This is a genomic window from Kitasatospora sp. NPDC059327 (assembly GCF_042752535.1).
Taxonomy (GTDB): domain Bacteria; phylum Actinomycetota; class Actinomycetes; order Streptomycetales; family Streptomycetaceae; genus Kitasatospora.
The window spans coordinates 63,824-83,363 of record NZ_JBHYYB010000023.1 but is presented as its reverse complement, the minus strand read 5'-3'; the positions used below and the strand labels follow the sequence as shown (position 1 = coordinate 83,363).

Below are 19,540 nucleotides of genomic sequence, written 5' to 3'. Positions count from 1 at the left end.
CGCCCGGCGACCACCCCCGTCACCTCTGTCAACCCGTCGCCCCCGTCAACCCGTCGCCCCCGTCACCCCAGGAAGCCGGCCGTAGCGGCCACGAACCGGTCCGCGTCGTCCAGCCAGGGATAGTGGCCCGCGCCCGGTTGCACGACGAGGCGGGAGTCGGGGAACAGCCCGGCGAACTCGGCCACCGCGTTCGGCGGGCTGTTCAGGTCGAACTCCCCGGTGAGCAGCAGGGCGGGCGCGGTGAGGGCGTTGAGCGCCGCCCGGGTCGCGGCCGGGTCGAAGGCGCCCTCGGCGCCGAACTCCGCGACGGCCTCCCGATTGGCCGGCCGCCCGGCCTCCTGGAGCTCCCGCGCCGCCGCGTCCCACCGGCCGTGGAAGAACGGGTCGATGGCCGCCCAGTCGGTGCCGGTGCCCTCGGTGATCGCCTCCAGCGCGGCGAACGCCGCCGGGAACCACGGCTCGCCGCCGCGCCGCAGAGCCAACGCGCGACGCGTCTCCCCGCTGATCGCGATGCCGACGGCGCGGGTCCCGGGGCCGACCAGCAGCAGCTTGCCGACGCGCTCCGGGTGGCGGGCGGCGTACTGGGTCGCGATGTTCGCACCGGCGGAGTGGCCGAGCAGGTCCGCGCGGTCGAGCCCGAGATGGCGGCGCAGGGCCTCCACGTCGTCGACGAGGCGGTCGCAGCGATAGGAGGCCGGATCCTCCGGGAGGGCGGAGCGGCCGGTGCCCCGGAGGTCGAGCACGATCAGCCGGCGGTGCGCGGCGAGGCCCCCGAGGTCGCCGAGGTAGCGGGAGTCGGCGGGGCCGCCGGGGACGCAGAGGAGCGGCTCGCCGTCCCCGTGGACGCGGTAGGCGAGTCGGGTGCCGTCAGGTGCGGTGAAGGTGGGCATGGGAGGGATCATGGCATCCCATAACCAGGTTGTACAACCAGGTTATAGATTGCTCCGTGCCGGGTGTATAACCGAGTCATGGCAGGCGAAGAGAACACGCACCCCGACGACCGGTCACTGACCGAGGACCAGGCCGAACGGATCCTCGCCGGCATGAACGAGGTCATCCGCGCCGGTGAGGAGATGCGGGGCCTGCGCACCGAGCTGATCCAGGTGCTGGCCGGCCTCGGCTGGAGCCAGAGCCGGATCGCCCGGCTCACCGAGATGAGCCAGCCCGCCGTCTCCAAGCAGGTGGCGAAGCACGGCGGCGGCGACCCGAGGCCCGCACTCGACGTCTCGCTCGACCAGCACGATCTCCCCTGGCTCGAAGGCCGCCTCTGGGGGCTCGCCGAGGAGGTCTCCGAGACCCTGGCCGGCGCCGCCCACTGCACCGGCCACGTCACCGCCCTCGCCCGGGGGCGCCGGCGCTTCACCCCGCAGGGCGTCGACGAGCTGCGGCGCCTGCTCGAAGCGGACCTGCGGGCCCACCGGGACCGACTGCCCGGCAGCCACCGGGCGGCCCTGGACGCGATCGGCCGGGCCCTGGACGTCCCGGTCCGGGCCCCGGCCGCCGCTGCCGCGACCACCTCGGCCTCGGTCCGCCGCACCCTCGCCCGGCAGATCCAGCGCGACCGGCTGCGGGAGGAGCGCGGCTCGGCCGCCTCCGGCGGGTGACCGGCCGAGCCGGTCAGGCCGGTCAGGCCGGTCAGGCCGGCCCGGTGGCGAACCGCTTCCTGACCGCCGCCGCCCGCTCCGGCAGCGGGCCCGGCTCGATGAACACGCACGCGTAGCCGAGCTCGGTGTAGGCCTCCCGGTGGACCTCCTCGAACCGCAGTGACTCCTCGAAGCCGATCCGGCGCGCGTCGGTCGGCGTGACGAACCCGAGGTTCCGGACGAACAGGACCTGCTTCTGGTAGATCCGCCCGTCCTGGACGCGCTCCAACTCCCGGGCCAGGACCGGAGTCACCGGATGACCGAGGTACCTGGCCAGGGCGAGGGTGCAGACCGGCGACCGGTCGTATACCTGTACCGCGCCGGGCAGGGACGCGGCCAGCTCCTGCCGGCGGCGCTGGAGGGCGGCGATCGCGTCGACGAAGGACGGTTCCTTCCACGGCTCGGGCTCACCGCCCGCCTGCCGGAGGGCAATGACATCCGTCGCCGCCTCCTCGACGACGGGGTAGCCGTCGTACTCCAACCGGCGCAGGATCGCGGTCTTCCCGGCTCCGGGCGTGCCGGTCAGGATGTAGCGCCTCATCGATGCCCCCTGGGTCCGCAGACGTTGACGCCGCCCCACCCGTCGGCGGACGCTGTGCTCCGCGGCGCCCGACAAGCACACCACCGGGGCGTGCGTCCTGGTAGTGCGCGCCCCCTGCGCGCGCCTCACCCCAGGATGCGAGGGAGAGTGACCCGCACCCATTCCTCCGGTTGCGACAGATGCGGAGCGTGACCGGCACCCTCGTACAGGTGCCGTTCCGCCTTGGGCAGCGCCAGATCGATCATGTCCAGCACCTCGCCGTACATCGGCGCCCCGTCGTCGCTCTGGGTGAGCAGAGCGGGCTCGGTGTAGCGGGCGAGCGCGGTCAGGTCGAGATCCAGCGCGTCCGGGTCCCGCAGCTCGTCCAGGTAGGTCGGCGCGTTGCGGATGTAGGTGTGCCGGATCGGTGCCGGCAGTTGCTCCCAGGCCCCCGGGCCGAAGGCGAGCGTCTCGACGAAGAGCTCGGCCGCGGCGGCCGACTCCGCCTGTTCCAGCAGCTCCCGCACGGCCGCGATCCGGCCGGCGAAGGCGGTGCCGATGGGCCGCAGATCCGGGTCGGCCAGCAGCATCGCCGTCCCGGGCGGCTCGTGCACGGCGATCCCGCGCAGCAGGTCCGGGCGGGCCGCGGCCAGCCGCAGCGCGACCAGCGAGCCGTAGGAGTCCCCGCAGACGAAGGCCGGGGCGAGGGCGAGCACCTGGATCAGTCCGGCCAGGTCGGCCGCGTCCTCGTAGACCGAACCTTGGGTGAGCAGGTCGTCGCTGCGGCTGTGCCCACGCCGGTCATAGGTGACCACGGCGGCCTGCTCGGCCAGTCCGGGCACCACCCGCGCCCAGCTGTCGGCGTCGCTCCAGGACCCGTGGACCAGCACCACGCTCGGCCCGGACCCCCGGGCCTCGTAGTACAGCGACACCCCGTTCACCTGCACCTCGGCCATCGCGAGCCTCCCGGTTCTCGGTCGCGCTCCAGCCTCTCCCCACCAGCCTGACACACCCGATCGGCGCCCGGTCGGATCCGCAGAGCGAGGATGCGGCAGTGATCGGGAGGCGGTGACGGAGTGCTGCCCCCGGCCCTCGGCGGACCCGTCGCGGGGCGGTACTCCGGTCGGCGCGAAGGAGCCCTCACCGGGGTCGATCAGCGGGCGCCGGACGCGCGGCGGGCGACGCAGGGTGACGACGAGCCGGAGGCCCCCGGTGCGGGGGTGATGGCGCCGAGGGGTACACGAGAGCGGTCGGGGCACCGGCGCAGGTCTCGCAGCCCGGACTCGAAGGTGAGGCGGCGGACGCCGGTGAGCTCGCACCGGCGTGCGGCGCGGCACACGGGCTACTCCCCCTCCCGGTGGCGGCGGTCGAGCAGGGCATCCGACCAGGTGACGCCCCGCATCACGGCGGCGGCGAGGGTCGTCCACCAGACGACCCGGGCGGTGGCGGGCTCGCCGGGGCCGACCAGGGCCGAGGCGAGGAAGGCGAGCCCGACGCTCAGCGCGAACACGACCGCCACGGAGGCGAGTTCGGCGGCGGTGGGCCGGTTGGCGGAGGCAGGCGCCAGACCCGGGACCGGATGACCTTCGCGCGGGGCGTGATCACGTCCGGTGAGGATGCGGCGGCGGTGCTTGGGACTGCGGCGATGCTTGGCTCGGCAGCGCATGGTGCTCAATTCCTGAGAGGGGGAGGAGGGTTGGCGTCGGAGAGCAGGACACGCACCCAGACGCGCTTGCCCGCACCGCGCCGCGCGACGACACCGAAGTCGAAGGCCAGCTCCCGGACCAGCTCGATCCCGCGCCCACCCTCGTTGAACCGGCGCGGCCGGCGCTCCTGGAGTGGGAGGTCATAGCGCGGGTCCCACACCTCCAGGCGACAGTCACCGCCGAACTCCTGGAGGTAGAGCCGGACTTCGCCCGCACCCTGACAGGCGTGGACGACGGCGTTGGTCACGAGTTCGGAGGTGATCAGGACAAGGTCGTCGACCTTCTCGCCCCGCCACCCCCACTCGGCGAGTCGTTGGCGGACCTGGCTACGGGCGGTCCGCACCGAGCTGGCGTGCTCGGTGAGGGCGGCTTCCCAGGTCTGGAGGACAGGTCTGCTCAAAGTGGACATAGTTCGCCCCTTCGCATCCAGAGGCTCCGTCAGGAGCGTGTTCATGCGGTCACGTTGAGTGTGGGGGGAGGCGATTCGAAATCGCAACTAGAACGCCTTAGAAAATCGGTGGATCTTGAAACGGCTTGAGCCAAGGCACCTTCTGACGGAAGACTGAGCCCCGACATCCGAAGGGAGGGAACCCACTTGACCAAGGACCTCGCCGCCATCAGGCAGATCAGGCTTGGTGATGAGCTGCGCGCCCTACGGCTGGACCAGAACAAGAAGCTCACCGAGGTAACGCGCGAGCTGAAGGGCTGGAGTCCGGCTCGTCTCAGCAAGATGGAACGTGCGGAGCAGCCCGTCGGCGCCGCTGACCTGGCAGCACTGATGAGCTACTACGGCGTCACGGGTTCGGACCGTGAGTACTTCGAGAACCTGCTCGGCAGTGGCCCGCCCAGGCAGTGGTGGCGCGACCTCGACTTCGCCAGTTCCATCACAGCGGCGTTCGCCGAGTATCTCGCCCTCGAAGCCGATGCCTCGCAGATGCTGAACTACTTCCCGTCAGCATTCCCGGGGCTCGTCCAAACCGAGGGGTATGCCAGGGAGATGATCGCCGCCGGCCTCAGCGCACCCAACGAGGAGCAGATCGAGACGGCAGCCGAAGTCCGGATGATGCGGCAGCGCAGGCTGACCGGTGACAATCCTCTCGAACTTGAGACGTACTTCGGGGAGGTCGCGCTGCTTGTCGCCGGCGATCCGAAGGTTCTCGCCGACCAGATCCGACACGCCATCAAGGTCGCACAGTATCCGAACGTGGCCATCCGTATGATCCCGCTGAACGCCGGACGCCAGGGCATCCTGGCGTCCGGCCTCGTACTGATGCGCTTCCCCGACGACCTCGAAAACGGCTTCGTATTCATCGAAGCCGTCGGAGGTATGCTCCCGCGTAGAACGGGACGCGACGTACGGCGGGCCGAACGAGCCTTCGCCCGGGTCAAGCAGTGCGCGCTGTCCCCGGAGGAAACCATCGCCGCCCTTGAACGCAAGTTGGAAGAGCTGACGTGAGCGCGAAGCACGACCCGTACGACCACAACCCCGCCGACGCCGACTGGACCAAGTCCCCGTTCTCGGCAGACGACAACGGCGACTGCGTGATCATCGCCCGCTTCCCCAACGGCGACGTCTGGCTCGGCGACGACAAGGACCTCACCCGCCCCCACCTCGCCTTCGACCAGGCCGAGTGGAGCGCCTTCGTCAAGGCCATCGAAGCCGGATCCCCCCACTTCACCGCCTGAGCGCCGAGTCCAGGCCCTGCCCGACCAGAGCAGGGCCTGCCGCCGAGAACCCGGTTGACCCGCGGTGAAAGATGAAGGCGTGATCTCCAAGGAACGCGCCGTCGAGCTGGTCGAGTCCCTCCTGGCCGACGAGCGGCTGACGTGGCCCTGGGAGGGCCCGCCCCCCGAGTGGGCCGTCTGCGCCGTGGAGGAACACACGGTCGGCTGGCTCGTCTTCTGGAACACAGCGGAGCATGCCCGCTCCCGTGACGTGCGCGACCGCCCGGTCGGCAGCGGCAGCCACTACCTGGTGGACCGGCACGACGGGAGCATCCACCACGTCCCCGACGCCTGGTGGTCGGACGAGGACTGGGAGGAGCAGTACCTCCTGCAGACCAAGGGCATCAGACCACCCGATCCCCTCGCCGCCGCCGTTCGCGCGCTCGTGCACTCCGCCGGAGTCGTGGCCGCGATGGGCCACCTGCGCAAGCAGGCCCCCCGATTGAGCCCGCAGGAGGCGAAGGCCTACGTCGCGTCCGTTCGGGACGGCGCCGAACCACCCGAAGAACTGGCGAGCCTCACCCGCACGGAGCCGCGACAACCACCGTGGCCCGTCGAAACGTTGGCCGGCCCGGCCCAGTAGCGGGCCCGGCCGCACCGACCAGGGAGTGCTCCCGACACCCTGCGCATCGCCTCAATCGGCGGCGGTGGGCGGCCGGCAGACGGGCGAAGTACTCCACCACGTGGCGCGTGGCGTCGAGCGTGGCACCATGGGTGACCAACGTGAAGCCGCTGGTTGTCGCGGACAATCTTGTCGTGAGAACCGTTCGCGGCACTAGGCACGTGACGCTCAGACCCAGCCGGATCGGTGACATCGCCCGCGCCACCCTCCTCCTCAACAGGCCGAGGAAGTGGCCTTGCTCGAGAAAGCGTCAGTCGTCCGACCTATCGTCTCCATGTCGGCTCGGACCGGCGGCACCTGGCGAGTCCAGCCGGCACTCGTCGGGAGAGGCTGAGGGACCGCCTCCGAGCCACCGACACTCCTGACCATGACGAGGGGACGGAAGAATCGTGAGCCGCCTTACTGTGGCGATGCAGATCTCCATCGACGGCTACGTCGACAGCAGCTTGTCGGACGCCAACTGGCAGTTGTGGAATTGGGGCCCCGACTGGCCGTGGAGCGCGGACCTCCGCGCGGCCTTCAACGGCCTGCTCACCGGAGCCTCGGGCATCCTGCTGAGTCGGCCCATGGCCGACGAGGGTTACCTTGGGCACTGGAGCCGAATGGCGGAGGAGCATCCCGGCAATCCCGACTGGGAGTTCAGCCGGGCCATCGGCGCACTCCCCAAGTTCGTTGTGAGCCGGTCGGGCAGGCCCGGGCTCGACTGGCCACGGACCACGGTGCTCAACGGCGAGCTGGCCGACACCGTGGAGCAGGCGAAGAGGCTGGCCGGCGGGGACCTGGTCTGCTTCGGTGGCGCCGGCCTGGTCTCCTCCGTGCTGCGGGAGGACCTGGCCGACGAGCTCCGGCTGTTCACCAACCCCGGTTTCGCGGGCGAGGGAACCAGCGTCTTCGGGGCCCGGCTCGCCACGCGGAACTACCGGGCCGCCCACTCGGCCGCCTACGCCTGCGGCATCGTGGAGACCCGCTGGGTCAGGTAGACGCACCGGCGCACAGCGTCCACGCTGTTCCGGCCCCACCCTTTCCCCTTTCCGCAGCGTCGGAATTCCCCGAAGACGGAGCGGTTCCAGCGCGCGAACCGCGGAGGTCCCGCTCCGTCGGCGATGGGCGGCAAGGAGTCGGGCCGGAAACTCCACGATGTGGCGGCTTGGAAGAGGCCGAGTTCATCGATATCGTCGCCCCTCCCCCGGCGGGATTTCCGCACCACCGTGCTGCACAGGGACGTGCCGACCGACATCGCCGCCAGCCACCTCACCATGGACCGTCTCCGGCTCCTGCGACCCCGAAGGGGGCCGCCGGGGCCTTTTGGCACTGACACCACCCGGAGTAATCCGATGATCACCGATTTGGTCTCACTGGCCCGTGGTGCGGGATCGTGGGCCGACCGCGCGAGCGGCGCGCGAGTGGCCCGACCGATGTACGACGACGTTGTCGTGCCCGGCACCCAGCAGCTGCGACCGGACTCGTGATCGCCGCCGCGCCGGTCTGAAGGAGGACGGACAGCCGGACGAGCTTCGCCTGCGCAAGTAGGGGCACGGCTAGAGTCGTCACAGCGACCTGTACCGGGCCGCACGGCGGAGGAATCGGGTCGGAGGACGGGCGGGCATGTACCTCAAGAACGTGCGGGTGCGGAACGTACGCGGCTTCCGCGGCGCCCGTGAGGTGGATATCGACCTGACCCGGCCCGACGGCTCCTACGCGGGATGGACGGTGCTGGCCGGCCGCAACGGCTCCGGCAAGTCGACCCTCCTGCGCGCCGTCGCCCTCGCGGTCAGCGGTCCGAGCGCGGCACGCGGGCTGGTGACCGGCTTCGACTCGTGGATCAGCGACGAGCGCGAGCGGGCCGTCGCCGAGGTCTGCCTGCAGCCCGATGCGACGGAGGACAGGTTCACCACGGGACGGCCTCCGGCCGGGGTGTTCTGGGCGGGTTTGCAGTGGACCGCGGCGGAAGCCGCGACCGCGGCCGGTCGCCACGCTCAGCCGGCTCTGACCACGGTGGCGTACAGGAAGGCGCCGACGGCTGCCCAGCGCGGGCCGTGGGCGGACAACCCGGTGGGGTGGTTCTGCGCGGGCTACGGTCCGTTCCGTCGGCTCGTCGGCGGTTCCGGGGAGGTCCAGCGGCGTATGGCCGGGGCGGGTGCCGTGGCTCGGTTGACCAGCCTGTTCCACGAGGACGCCTCACTGGCCGAAGGCGTCAGCTGGCTGATCGAGCAGCACCTGCGGTCCCTGGAGAACCGCCCGGGCGCGGCCGAGCTGAAGCTCATCGCTCTGGAGATCCTCGGCGACGAACTCCTGCCCGACGACTACACCATCGGCAACGTGGACTCAGACGGTCTGTGGGTCGCTCACGGCGGCCGCTCCTTTCCCCTGCGGGAGATGAGCGACGGCTACCGCACGGTTGCCGCACTGGTGGTCGACATCCTCAAGCAGCTCCACGACACCTACGGCGCCCTACGCGTCGAACGCGACAGCGGGCATCCCGTCGTGGCGGTTCCCGGTGTCGTGATCATCGACGAGATCGACGCGCACCTGCACGTGTCCTGGCAGAAGCGCATCGGGGGCTGGCTCAAGCAGCACTTCCCGCTGGTGCAATTCCTGGTCACCACCCACAGCCCGTACATCTGCCAGGCGGCCGACCCCGCAGGGCTGATCCGCCTGCCCGGCCCGGACGTCGACGAGGCTCCCGAGGTCGTCGGACCGGATCTGTACGACCGGGTGGTGTTCGGCAGCGGTGACGACGCGGTGCTCTCCGAGCTCTTCGGCCTCGACACCCCGTACTCGCAGCGCGCGGACGAGGCCCGGGCCCTCCTGGTCGCACTGGAGATGAAGATCGTGGCCGGCGAGGCCGGCGAGGAGGAGCGGGAGCGCTACCGGCAGCTGAAGCGCACCCTGACCAGCTCACCGTCCGCCCGGGTCGACGAGGTCGCCGCGCGCCTGCACTCCCTGACCGGGCACGTCGCGTGATCCGCATCCGGCGGCTTCCCCTGCCGGAGCCGCCGCACTCCCGCATGGCGGAGTGCACTTGCGAGATCGTGCTCGCCGACAAGCCCGCGACACGGGCGCGAGAGCTCTGGAAACACACCACGGTGAGACGGAATGTGCACGCGCCGCTTCGGGACCTCCTCGCGGACATGGCGGCCGGGCGTGAGCGGTGCATGTACTGCGGAGACAACCAGGGCACCGACATCGACCATTTCGATCCCATCGACCGACACCCGATGCGCACCTTCGACTGGACCAACCACGTCCTCGCCTGCTCACTGTGCAACAGCCACCTCAAGAAGGCCGTGTTCCCGCTCGACCTCGACGGGAAGCCGCTACTGATCGACCCCACGGCCGAGGACCCGACACCACACCTGCGCCTGGTCCTGGCGGTTGGCGAGTACCACCCGCTCACCCCCAGGGGCCGGGCCACCATCGACCTGTTCGACCTCAACCGCGGCCTGCTGGCCAAGGGCCGGGTGAACGCCTTCCACGTCACCAAGGCCTGCGTCGCCCAGTGGGCCGCCGCCAGTGCCAAGGGCGACCACGATGCCGCCACCCACTGGGCCTTGGTCGTCAACGAACAGCCGATGGCCGACGTCGTCCAGGCCATGCTGCATCAGGCCCTCGACCCCGCCGCAGAGATCCTGTTCGACGACGACTCCCAGCTCCTCGCCCACCTCCGCGAACCCGCGCTCCGCGAGGCCCTGCTCATCCGATAGGACACCGCGGGCAGGTTGGTCACGGTCCCAGGCGTCCCGGGAATCACCGGCCGCGGTCGGACTTCCGTCGTCGGCTGATCTCTTGGGGAAGACTTCCACGGTTCCAGTACCCGTCCAGGTGGCGGAGCAAGGCTTCCGGATCACGGAAGAGCTCCTTGATCCGCTCGCCGAATTCCTCGGCGAGCGGATCCTCGGTCACCTGGTTGCGACCAGATCCCGCAAATGCCGAACTATAGGCGTGGCAGGCAGGACACCAGAGATAGATGATCCATGAAGGTTGCGGCCGCCCCAACTTCTCATGGTAGTAGATCCGCAGGCCGAGATGGCCGCACAGCGGGCAGGTCCGTTCCGTGGAAGGCAAGCTACGCTGTTCAAACAGAGCGGAATCGTGGGTTTGGTCGTACGGGCGCGCCATCAGCGAGATCCTCCCAGCTGTTCGCTGCCGCTCCCTGGGTTCTTGGCGAGCAGCCGGGCGACCTCGCTCGGATCACACAGGCCGAGCGACTCGGAGACAGTCGCCCCTGAAGCCCATTCGGGAATCAGTGAATTGTTGTAGTAATCGAAGGATTGGCATTTCCCGTACCACTCCCAGCAGTGACCCTGCCCGGCAATCCACTCCTCCGGGGCGACACACCTGGCGGGATCGTCAATGGTGAAAGCCATGAGGAGGGGACCACCACCGCACACCGGCCAGGCCCCGTCGATTATGGTTTCCTGCCGCTGCAACGCCTGATTGACGATCCCTCGCCACGCACTGTAGCACCCCGGGAAGACACTCACCCATTCGGTTATCTACTTTCCGCTAGCTAGGAGCTCGTGCGCAACGAGCGCTGGCAATGGCCAACTCATCTTCGACGAGCTCTTTATATCCAACCTGATGACGTATCCTCTCCCCCACCACTTCACCCATTTACATAATGCCACTGTTTGACGGACTTTCCACTGCGCGCAGGTTGGCACCATAGTGGTCAGCGACCGCGACCAGAACCGAGCTGGCGCCGCACAAAGAGGGGTCGGTCCGCCGTACCTCGATCCATCCGCACCAAGAATCTGAAGCCATAGAGGGTCGTAGCGAGAAAGCACGCCATCGCGCGGGCCGATGATAAATCACAGGACGAAGAGTCGGGGCGCCACGTGAATTCACGCGGCGCCCCGAAAGATCTGCGGTCAGGCTGTCACTTCCGATCCCTCACGGACTGGGCGACGAGATAGAGCCACCGAACAGGATTCAGGTAAATCGTCCAGGAGATCCTCGTGGTGTCCGCGAACTCCTCCCAGAACTGGTCCTGCTCGGCCACAGTGGCGATCTTCCGGGCCGGAGCGGGGCCGAAAACGTACCGCAGGTCCCGCCGGCCTGCGGGTCGCCAGCGGTGGTTCAGGTAGACCATGTCGCCTCCTTGACTACTAGTCAGACCTGATGGGTGGGCGTTGATCCGCGCCCCGTTGCAGCACAGCAGAATCCCACGCTCGTCAAGCGGAAGCCTGGCAGCCCTCAGCGCCTGAAAGAGGTCGATCCCAGCACCCTCGAACCGCTCGCCCGACGGGGCTGTGATGACGAGGGACCACGGGGGCCCTACTGATGCATCAACTGTCCAATCCTCTGGCCTCCCGCCGACCTGTGCGGTGACGTTCTCTCTCACTGCGGCCCCCTGTAGTCCGGATTCTCTATCACCTCGTGCAGCTTCTGTCCAGGTTTCCAGCGCACGGCACGCACGATGGTACTCGGGTCGATCTCCGAGAAGATGACCTCACGCTCAGAGCCGAATCCGTATCTGAGGCGAACGGCGAGGGACAAGGCCCGATTCATAGAAATCCCTGTGCCTGGGCTAGCTATCTCGTAGACCCAGCGGGCCGCGCCCTTACCACCCTGCGGGAACATGCTGGCTTCGTACTCGCTGGTGGACGTCCCTACCCACGGCGAGGCCGTGTTGTAGAGGTGGTAGTCGACGAGGTCCGTGTTGCTCCCCTCGGGACGAGGCTTGAATCCCGAGCTGAAGATCTCGGAAGGGTGTCGCATGTCCGACCGGTAGACGGTTTTGGGGCTGACAACCGCCCGTTTGGGAACCTGGACACCAGGTATGGGGCTTCCCGAACCATTGGACGGGCCTCCCTTGGCGCCGCTGCCAGTGGTGCTCCCCCCCTTGGGGGTGGAGGTGCCCGTGCCGGGACTGGCCGGCTTGGTTGGCTTGACAGGGCTGGTAGGGGCGGGGTTGGCAGGGGTGTGGATGGGGACGTCGTCTGCGGCTTTAGCGACGGAGCGCCATTCCTTGATGATGCTCCGCAGCGCTCGGAAGCCCTTGATCGCGCCCTTCATGATGCCGCCGACGCCGACGGCTATGCCCACGACATCCCCAGTGAGGCGGCCGGCCTGGTAGGCGCCGGAGTTGGGGTCGATGTTGAAGACGGTCGCGATCGGTGCGTCGTTGGTGTACTTCTCGTGCTGGTACGCCGTGCAGCCGAACGGATTGGCGAGGCAGCCCATGTTGCGGGCGCCGTCATAGAGGGTCATCCCGGTGTTGACAGTCGCCACCCAGGCGTCACCGACGTACGAGTCGATGATTCCGCCGGCGTAGCTCCCAGCGGCGTTGGCCGCGCCCTTGGGATCGTCGATGACCTTGTTGATGATGTTCGTGACGGTGCTGATCCAGCTGTACCCCATCGGGTCACTGCCGGACGTGGGGTTGTTGGCCCCGTAGGTGTAGCCACCCATCTGGTTGGGGTCGCCGGCCTGGAAGATCGGGTCGACGGTGAGGAAGCGGCCGATGACGGGGTCGTAGTTGCGGACGCCGAGCAGATTGAGCCCGCTGGTGGCGTCGGCCGGCTTTCCGAGGTAGCCGAGATTGTCGGCCCAGGCGGTGGGAACGGGACCGCGGGGGTTGCCGTACGGGTCGAACGCTCGCCTGGTGATGGCACGTGTGGTTCCGTCGACCTGAAGACTCGCCGTGCCCTGGGGGTTGGTCGGCTGGAAGGTCAGCCCACCACCGGTGGCGCGGATGATGACGGTGCCGTCGGGGTTGGAGTAGTAGCGCCGGCCGGAGACGGTGGTACCGGTCTTGTCGAGCGTGAGCTGTTCGGAACCGCCGAAGAGGTAGAGAACGGTACCGTCGGGCCCACGCTGGATGAGCAGGTTGCCGCCGGCGTCGTACAGGTAGCTCGACGTCCGGGTGACTCCGGCGCTCGGGGTGGTGACAGTGGCCGTGAGGCCTTCGGCGTTGTAGGTGAAGGACTGGGTGGCACCGGTCGAGGGCGAGCCACCGGCCGAGGTCCACTTCTGGTTGGTGCCCTGGTTGCAGTCCCACAGCGCGACCCGGGTGCCCGGAGTCGTGCTGGAGTACGGGACGTCGACGCAGAGGCCGGAGGCCACGTTGACCAGCGACTCGTTCGGGCCGGGCCGCCATTCCTGGGCGGCACTGCCATCACAGGTCCACAGCTCCAGTCGGCGGTCCCGCTCGGCGACACCGCCGACCGGTCGGACGCACTTGCCGACGACCTTCAGTCGGCCGTCCGTGCCGAGGGTCCACTTCTGGCCATCGCCCTCGTTACAGGTGAACGAGAAGATGGCGGTGCCGTCGGTGCTCCAGCCGTGGTCGTCGTCCAGGCACAACGGGGTGGCCGAGCCGGTGGCGATGCCGGAAGCGATCGTGCCGATGCTGCCGGCGGACCGCGAGACGGTGTTGCCGGCGTTGTCGTACTGCGGAGTGAGCGTGGAGGTGTACGACGGTCCGGTAGGCGCGTTCACCGCTGCGGGCCACTGCTGGTTGACGCCCTGGCTGCACTCCCAGAGGGTCACTCGGGTCCCCGGCGTGCTGCTGGCCCAAGGAACGTCGACGCAGAGTCCGGTGGAGGCGTGGACGAGGGCGCCGTTGGCACCCTGCTGCCACTTCTGGCCGGCGCTGCCGTCACATGTCCACAGTTCGAGTGAGATCCCGCTGGTGCTGCCGCCGTTCACCGGGCGCAGGCACTTGCCGAGCGAGCGAACAGTGCCGTCGGCGCTCTTGGTCCACCTCTGGCCGCCGCCCTCGTTGCACGTGAACGAGAGGATGGCAGTGCCGTTGACGGTCCGGTTGCCCTGGACGTCGAGGCACAGCGGGGTGCCCCCGGTCGGGATCGCGGAGACCAACTTGTTGGTCGCGGTGCCGGTGGCGGTGGTGACGGCGGTGACCGTGTTGGCCTTGGGCGCTGCGGTGCGGCCGTCACCGGGGTAGCTGCTGGTCTGGACGACATCCCGGGAGGTGTCACCGCCCACGTCACGCCGGACGTGCTGCGTGCGGTCCCCGAGGGTGTTGTACTGCCAGTTCTGCCAGTAGGGGGCGGGCCCGCCGATGCTGACCGGGTTGGGGTCGTCGTTGTTGCATCGGGAGGTCTGGCCGGCCCCCGCTTTGGTGACGCCCCAGGTGTCCGTCCAGGCTTCGACGAGGCGGTTCAGGCCGTCATAGCGGAAGCACTGGGTGTCGTAGGCCTGGTCCGGCCCTCCGGAGGATTGCAGTTCGGAGACGTTGGTGAGGTTGCCCGCCTGGTCGTACCCGAAGGTGCTGTCGGAGATGGGGTTGGCGGAGCTCTCTTGCAGGGCGACCCGGTGGTTGGTCAGTCGTCCGGTGGCGTCGTCGTAGACCTGGGAGGTGCGCAGGAGCTCCCCGCGACTGCCGTAGGTGGAGCGGAGCAGCTGGCCCCGCGGGTTGTAGTTGGCCAGCGCCAGCAACGTGTCGTTGTCGGTGCCGGTCTGGTAGAGCAGCCCCTGGAGGTTGTAGCCGTAACCCACCTTCTCCGTGGGCAGGCCCCCGTCGCCGTTGTACTGAGTGGCCGCGAGCAGGCCCACGTTGTCGGTGTAGGTGGAGGCGATCGTGTAGTCGCCCGCGAGCTTGCCCTCGGAGGCAGGAATTGTGGTGGTCGAACTGGTCGGCTGGTAGGCCGTGTTGTACCCGTTGACCTTCTGGATGTACTTGTTGCCGGACGCTCCGCCGTCATAACGGGTGGCGGAGGTGACGTAGCCCTTCGCCAGCGAGTCGTACTCGACCGAGGTCAGCAGCTTGGAGGGGTCGGTGGTACTGGTGCCGCTGTACTTGGCGGTCTGTCGGCCGAGATCGTCGTAGGTGAAGGAGAGGGACTCACCCCGTCCGTCCGTGACGGTCGCCGGCCGGCCCAGGTCGTCGTAGCCGGTGGTGGCCGTGCCGCTGTCGGGGTCGGTCTTCGATATCAGTCGGCCGTGGAGGTCGTACGTGTAGGACCAGGTGTTGCCGGCATTGTCCTTCACCGTGGCGACCTGGCCACCGCGCTCGTAGGTGTAGCCGGTGGTGACGTCACCGATCGTGCCCCCGGCGTGGATCACCGAGGACGTGGTCTGCCCGATGGCATCGGTGTAGACGGTGCTGGGCGAGGCGCCCTGCGGCGGGGTCCGGTCGGTCCGGTCCGCGCCTGGATACGCCACGGTGGACTGCCACAGCAGGCTCGCCTTGGAGTACTGCTGCTGCGCGACCGGGCGTCCCAGGCCGTCGTAGACGGTGACGTACTCGGCCGGAAGGGTGTTCTCGGTCTCCAGGAAGGGGGTGGAGTTCGGCGCGGTGGTCGGGTCGGACCAGGTCGGGATACTGATGACCGGCCAGCCGTGGCTGTCGTAGCGGGTGGACGAGACCAGTCGTCCCTTGCTGTCGTCGGCCGGTGTCGTCTGGCTCTGGCGGGGACGCAGGAGTCCGTCGTAGATGGTGACGGCGACGTCGTAGGTCTCATTCTCCCGGAGCGTCCGGGTCGTGACGTTGGAGGCGTTCGGCTTGGTACCGGTGCCGTAGATCGCGTACTCGAACTTCCGGTCCGGACTCTTGCCGTCGTCCTTGTTGCGGCCGGGTAGCCAGACCTGGGTGAGTCGGCCGAGCGGGTCGTAGGTGGAGTCGGTGGTCCGGCCGTTGACATCGACAGCTCGGGTGACCAGTCCGCGGGATGGGGAGAGAGTGCTCTTCGCAGTCCACCCGAGCGGGTTGATCGTGGACACCTCGGTCGGCAGGATGCCGACGGCCGGGGTGTAGCTGGTGCTGGTGAGCTTGCCGGCGGTGTCCAGTCGGCTGGTCACCCGGCCGTATGCGTCGATGCTCTCGGCTTCGAGGGTCTGGAAGACCGGCTGCCCGGATCCGTCGTAGGACTTGACCGCCTGGGTGGCGGTGACCAGGCCCAGCGTGCTGCCGTTCTGTCCGAGACGTCCGTACTCACCCGGGTTGGTGACGCTGCTGTTGCCGTCATAGACGAAGCGCTTGTGGCTGAGCGTGTTGGTGCTGGTGGCGACGGCGCACGGTCCGGCGACACTCACGATCTCGCTCGGGGCCAGAATCATGGTCGGGCTGGCAGCAGGCGCCGGTGCATAGGTGGTGGTGGTACAGGTCTCCTGGGCGGGGACGGTGACGTCACCCTTGTCGTTGACCCTCCAGGGGCGGCCCAGGTCGTCGAACTCGGTGGTGGTCCGGGTGGTCCGCCAGGTCACCCCGTCGGAGAGCAGCGACATGCTGCGGCTGCCGGTGGTCCGCGCCTTACGGGCGACCAGGTCGGGCAGGACGGAGAGCGTGGGAGGGGCCTGCCCGGGGGCGGACTTCTTGGATGTCCAGGCGGTGCGGGGCCGCTTCGCGGTCTCCACCGTGGTGGGGACGTCCGGCAGCGCCTTGGCGATCACCGTTCCGCCGTCGGCCCTGGTGTAGGTGGAGCTCTCCAGCGGCATGCCGGCGAGCCACGGGCTGTCGGGTATCCGCTCGCCCAGCGAGTTCCTGATGTCGGCAGCGGGCCGGGTGGTGGTGACGGAGGTGTAGTCACCGTCCATACCCTGCAGGTAGGTGGTGACGCTCTTGGTGGTCGGATCCGGCGCCGTACCGGAGGTGGTGGTCACCGTACGAAAACCGCGGAAGTCGTTCCAGGTGCGGTATTGGTCGTCCGTCAGGTCCGAGTCGTCCCGGTGCCAGGCGGCGGTGCTGTAGGCGTACTCGACGACCTGGGCCGGAGAAGCGGCATTGGTGATGTCATTGACGGTGACCTTGGAAACCAGGGTCTTGTTGAACCAGTCCGCGGTCGGCTCCGCGGCACCGGGGGTGTTCCAGTAGACGGGGAAGCACGCCTTGGTGTTGTCCGCGGCGGAGGCCGGCATGGCACCGCGGACGCGGGAGCATTCGGGGTCGCGGTAGGTGACCGCGATGTACGCGCCGCTCTCGGTCTGGATACCGGTGATTCGCGGCCGGTACAGCGCGGCAGCCGCCGGATTGGGCCCGTCGACGCGGTTGTCGAACTCCTTGCCGGTGAAGACCACCGGGTCCAGGGGGGCCTCGCCGCTGCCGCCCGCGGTGCCGTCCAGGCCGGTGTGCTTCACTTCGGAGAACCACATCACGGACTGCACCGCGCCCGCGTTCTTCGGGTCGCCCGAGGCACCGGTGACCGGGTCGATCGTGCCGCCGGCATCGGAGAAGAGGTGCTTCAACTCGTAACGGTCGACGCCGCGCCAACCGGAGGCGGTGCGCACCTCGGTGGTGATCTTCGAAAGGCGCTTGGTGGACCAGAAGGTCGGAGAGCCGATCTTGCAGACGCTGGATCCGCTGCCGCTGGTCGCCCAGTTCGACTGGCAGGCCAGGTCGTACGGCACGTCCGGCCAGTTGGTCGCCGTGGCCGCGTTGAGGTTCTCGGACTTGCAGGTGGCGTCGGAGACGACGCACCGTTCGGCGGTGTCGAAGACGGCCCGGGCCGAGGGTTCACGGCCGGCCACGGCGTCATCGAGCTTGTAGCCGTAGGAGACCTTGCTGAGGGTCCCGCCTCGGGTATACGGCGTCAGCTGGCCGGTGCCACCGCCCTGGATAGCCTGCCCGTAGCCCCGGTTGTAGTGGTTGGTCTCGGTGGCCCAGTCGAACCGCTGCAGGTTGCCGTTCGGGTCGACCACGAAGTCGAGGTTGAACCGGTAGCCGACCTGGTTGGGGTCGCACAGCGAGCTCTTCCCCTTGGCGGCGTTGTAACACGGGTCACCGTTGTTGGGGTGGTAGACGGGCACGCCCCACGCGCTGTTGGTCGGGTTGTCAGTGGTGGTCCCGGGCGCATGGTTCAGGCCGAAGTAGTAGGCGGTGCCGTCGGCCGTGGTGACCTTGAAGTACTCGCCCTGCCACAGGCCGTTCGAGGCTCCGGTGAGACGCTCGACCTTGGTACCGTCATCACTCTGCAGGTGGTAGACGCCGTTGGCGTCGCGGACCAGTTCACCGGTGCGCGAGCCGAGAGCCAGCGTGGCGTTCCAACCCGCCCAGCATTGGTCTGCGGAGTCTTCGACGCCGGCGTTCCTGCACGCCTTGTACGAGCGCTCCACGAAGCCCGGGCTGTACGACCAGCCGTCACCGATCCAGGAGGCTTGGGAGTTGCGTGCGGAGGTCTGTCCGTCGACGGCCTGTGAGTTGTACGACAGGCCCACCTGGGGGACGGGACCTGCCAGCGACGGGGGCATGGAGATCGGATAGCCGTAGGTGAACGCCCCCGACCCGCTCTGCGCCCAGGCTCCGGACGAGGACAGGGAGGTCGCGTTGTACGACCCCTGCGACCCTTCCGGGCCGGATACCGCCGCGAGCACCACCGGCGATGAGGACGGTGAGGCTTGGCCCGATGACGGTGCCGCGAACGACGTCGTGCTTCTGGCAGCCGCGCGTCCGGCACCTCTTTCCGAGTCGGAGAGCGACAGGACCACTGTTCCGGTGATCTTCCGGGAGGTCGGGTCGTTGGTGTACTCGACGGGTGTCTGGGTCCGGCAGGCGGCGACCTCCGGCGTCGTGAGGGCACAGGGCGGCATGGCCACCAGGCGCAGCCGGGACGACCAGCCGCCACCGTAGGCCTGGGCAACCGAACCGTAGTCCAGACTCACCGAGACGTTGCCCGCCTCGGTGCGGCCGTCGCTGCGGGCGAGGCCGACCAGCAGGCCGTCGACGCCGGCCGCCTGGGCCTTCGCCCGATCGGCGATCTTCACGTCGATCGAGGACGGCGTACTGGCGGCAGCGTCCGGCCGCTCGCCGGCCGCGGCGGGGCCGATGAGGACCGGCGTGGAGCCGGCGCGAACCTTGTCCGGCGCCTCGGCTGAGCGCGGCGAGACAGCCCGGGTGCGGTCCTGCTCGGCAGCACCCAGCAGGACCGTGGCCGAGGCTTCGCCGGGCCATTGTGCCGGGGAGGGCTTGTAGGCCGCCAGGTTCCGGGCACCCGGCTGCGCGGGCTCCGACGGACGACCTGGCCCGTCGGCGTTGCTCCCCGATACCCGGGGCAGGGTGGGCAGCGGCTGTTCCGACCGCCCGGGATCGTTGTTCCGGTGGCCGCCGACGATTTCGGCGCCTGCCATTGGAGCCATGAGGGACATCGCCACGGTCAGGGCGGCGAGCGAGGCCACCCTCTTTCGTTGACGGCCCCCACCGGCGGCGGACACGAACCAGCGCAATCGAGTGCGCACTGCCAACCCCCACAGAAGAACAGTTCTTGAACGAGCCGCGACAATCGACGGCTTCGGCGGCCACGGAGCCGTGGCCGCCGGAACCGTATTGCCAGGCATGCGAACCGCGCAATAGCCTGCCCGGTGCCCAGTCGGTCCGAACGATTCTCCCGCCGACCGGTGACTTGGCGTCAATCCAGTGGCATCAAGC

The 19,540-nt window shown here is 69.0% G+C and carries 16 protein-coding genes; 7 read left to right on the top strand and 9 right to left on the bottom strand.

What is annotated here, in order from left to right; all coding sequences use genetic code 11:
- Positions 1 to 62: 62 nt before the first annotated feature.
- The gene (locus ACFXHB_RS16710; RefSeq protein ID WP_380574970.1) at positions 63 to 890 is read right to left on the bottom strand and encodes an alpha/beta fold hydrolase; all 828 of its coding nucleotides are present in this window, start codon (positions 888 to 890) and stop codon (positions 63 to 65) included.
- A 78-nt stretch (positions 891 to 968) separates the two neighbouring features.
- On the opposite strand from ACFXHB_RS16710, the gene ACFXHB_RS16705 reads away from it, so the two are divergent.
- Entirely contained in the window at positions 969 to 1,604 is a 636-nt protein-coding gene (locus tag ACFXHB_RS16705) for a sigma-70 family RNA polymerase sigma factor (protein WP_380574969.1), read from the top strand.
- 31 nt (positions 1,605 to 1,635) lie between these two features.
- Here the strand turns inward: ACFXHB_RS16705 and ACFXHB_RS16700 are convergent, their stop codons facing one another.
- From ACFXHB_RS16700 to ACFXHB_RS16685, 4 genes are all read right to left on the bottom strand, one after another.
- Positions 1,636 to 2,184 (bottom strand): AAA family ATPase, encoded by a 549-nt coding sequence (locus tag ACFXHB_RS16700; RefSeq protein WP_380574968.1) that lies wholly within the window; start codon positions 2,182 to 2,184, stop codon positions 1,636 to 1,638.
- 125 nt (positions 2,185 to 2,309) lie between these two features.
- Positions 2,310 to 3,119 carry an alpha/beta fold hydrolase gene (locus ACFXHB_RS16695; protein ID WP_380574967.1) on the bottom strand — a complete coding sequence of 270 codons (810 nt, stop codon included), beginning with the start codon at positions 3,117 to 3,119 and terminating at the stop codon, positions 2,310 to 2,312.
- A gap of 386 nt (positions 3,120 to 3,505) precedes the next feature.
- A complete protein-coding gene (locus tag ACFXHB_RS16690) occupies positions 3,506 to 3,829 on the bottom strand; it encodes a hypothetical protein (protein ID WP_380574966.1) in 324 nt (107 codons plus the stop codon).
- Positions 3,830 to 3,834: 5 nt separating this feature from the next.
- Positions 3,835 to 4,269 (bottom strand): ATP-binding protein, encoded by a 435-nt coding sequence (locus ACFXHB_RS16685; RefSeq protein WP_380574965.1) that lies wholly within the window; start codon positions 4,267 to 4,269, stop codon positions 3,835 to 3,837.
- Between the two features lie 195 nt (positions 4,270 to 4,464).
- On the opposite strand from ACFXHB_RS16685, the gene ACFXHB_RS16680 reads away from it, so the two are divergent.
- The 6 genes from ACFXHB_RS16680 (at position 4,465) to ACFXHB_RS16655 (ending at position 9,920) form a co-directional block, all read left to right on the top strand.
- Positions 4,465 to 5,325: a helix-turn-helix domain-containing protein gene (locus ACFXHB_RS16680; protein ID WP_380574964.1), complete on the top strand. Its 861-nt coding sequence runs from the start codon at positions 4,465 to 4,467 to the stop codon at positions 5,323 to 5,325.
- Positions 5,322 to 5,555, top strand: a complete 234-nt coding sequence (locus tag ACFXHB_RS16675; RefSeq protein WP_380574962.1) for a DUF397 domain-containing protein — start codon at positions 5,322 to 5,324, stop codon at positions 5,553 to 5,555. The genes ACFXHB_RS16680 and ACFXHB_RS16675 overlap by 4 nt, the downstream gene beginning before the upstream one ends.
- Positions 5,556 to 5,634: 79 nt before the next feature.
- Entirely contained in the window at positions 5,635 to 6,177 is a 543-nt protein-coding gene (locus ACFXHB_RS16670; RefSeq protein ID WP_380574960.1) for a hypothetical protein, read from the top strand.
- Positions 6,178 to 6,605: 428 nt separating this feature from the next.
- A complete protein-coding gene (locus ACFXHB_RS16665) occupies positions 6,606 to 7,196 on the top strand; it encodes a dihydrofolate reductase family protein (RefSeq protein WP_380574959.1) in 591 nt (196 codons plus the stop codon).
- 625 nt (positions 7,197 to 7,821) lie between these two features.
- Entirely contained in the window at positions 7,822 to 9,180 is a 1,359-nt protein-coding gene (locus ACFXHB_RS16660) for an AAA family ATPase (protein ID WP_380574957.1), read from the top strand.
- Positions 9,181 to 9,314: 134 nt separating this feature from the next.
- Positions 9,315 to 9,920, top strand: a complete 606-nt coding sequence (locus ACFXHB_RS16655; RefSeq protein ID WP_380574955.1) for an HNH endonuclease — start codon at positions 9,315 to 9,317, stop codon at positions 9,918 to 9,920.
- A 43-nt stretch (positions 9,921 to 9,963) separates the two neighbouring features.
- Here the strand turns inward: ACFXHB_RS16655 and ACFXHB_RS16650 are convergent, their stop codons facing one another.
- The 4 genes from ACFXHB_RS16650 to ACFXHB_RS16635 all read right to left on the bottom strand — a co-directional run bounded on the left by ACFXHB_RS16650 (position 9,964) and on the right by ACFXHB_RS16635 (position 19,242).
- Complete coding sequence (locus ACFXHB_RS16650; RefSeq protein WP_380574954.1) at positions 9,964 to 10,335, bottom strand: hypothetical protein; 372 nt, start codon at positions 10,333 to 10,335, stop codon at positions 9,964 to 9,966.
- Complete coding sequence (locus ACFXHB_RS16645) at positions 10,335 to 10,700, bottom strand: hypothetical protein (RefSeq protein ID WP_380574953.1); 366 nt, start codon at positions 10,698 to 10,700, stop codon at positions 10,335 to 10,337. Before ACFXHB_RS16645 ends, ACFXHB_RS16650 begins: the two co-directional genes overlap by 1 nt.
- 395 nt (positions 10,701 to 11,095) lie before the next feature.
- Positions 11,096 to 11,560, bottom strand: a complete 465-nt coding sequence (locus ACFXHB_RS16640; protein WP_380574952.1) for a hypothetical protein — start codon at positions 11,558 to 11,560, stop codon at positions 11,096 to 11,098.
- Positions 11,557 to 19,242, bottom strand: coding sequence for a ricin-type beta-trefoil lectin domain protein (locus ACFXHB_RS16635; protein WP_380574951.1), 7,686 nt, complete (start codon positions 19,240 to 19,242; stop codon positions 11,557 to 11,559). The genes ACFXHB_RS16640 and ACFXHB_RS16635 overlap by 4 nt, the downstream gene beginning before the upstream one ends.
- Between the last annotated feature and the right edge of the window lie 298 nt (positions 19,243 to 19,540).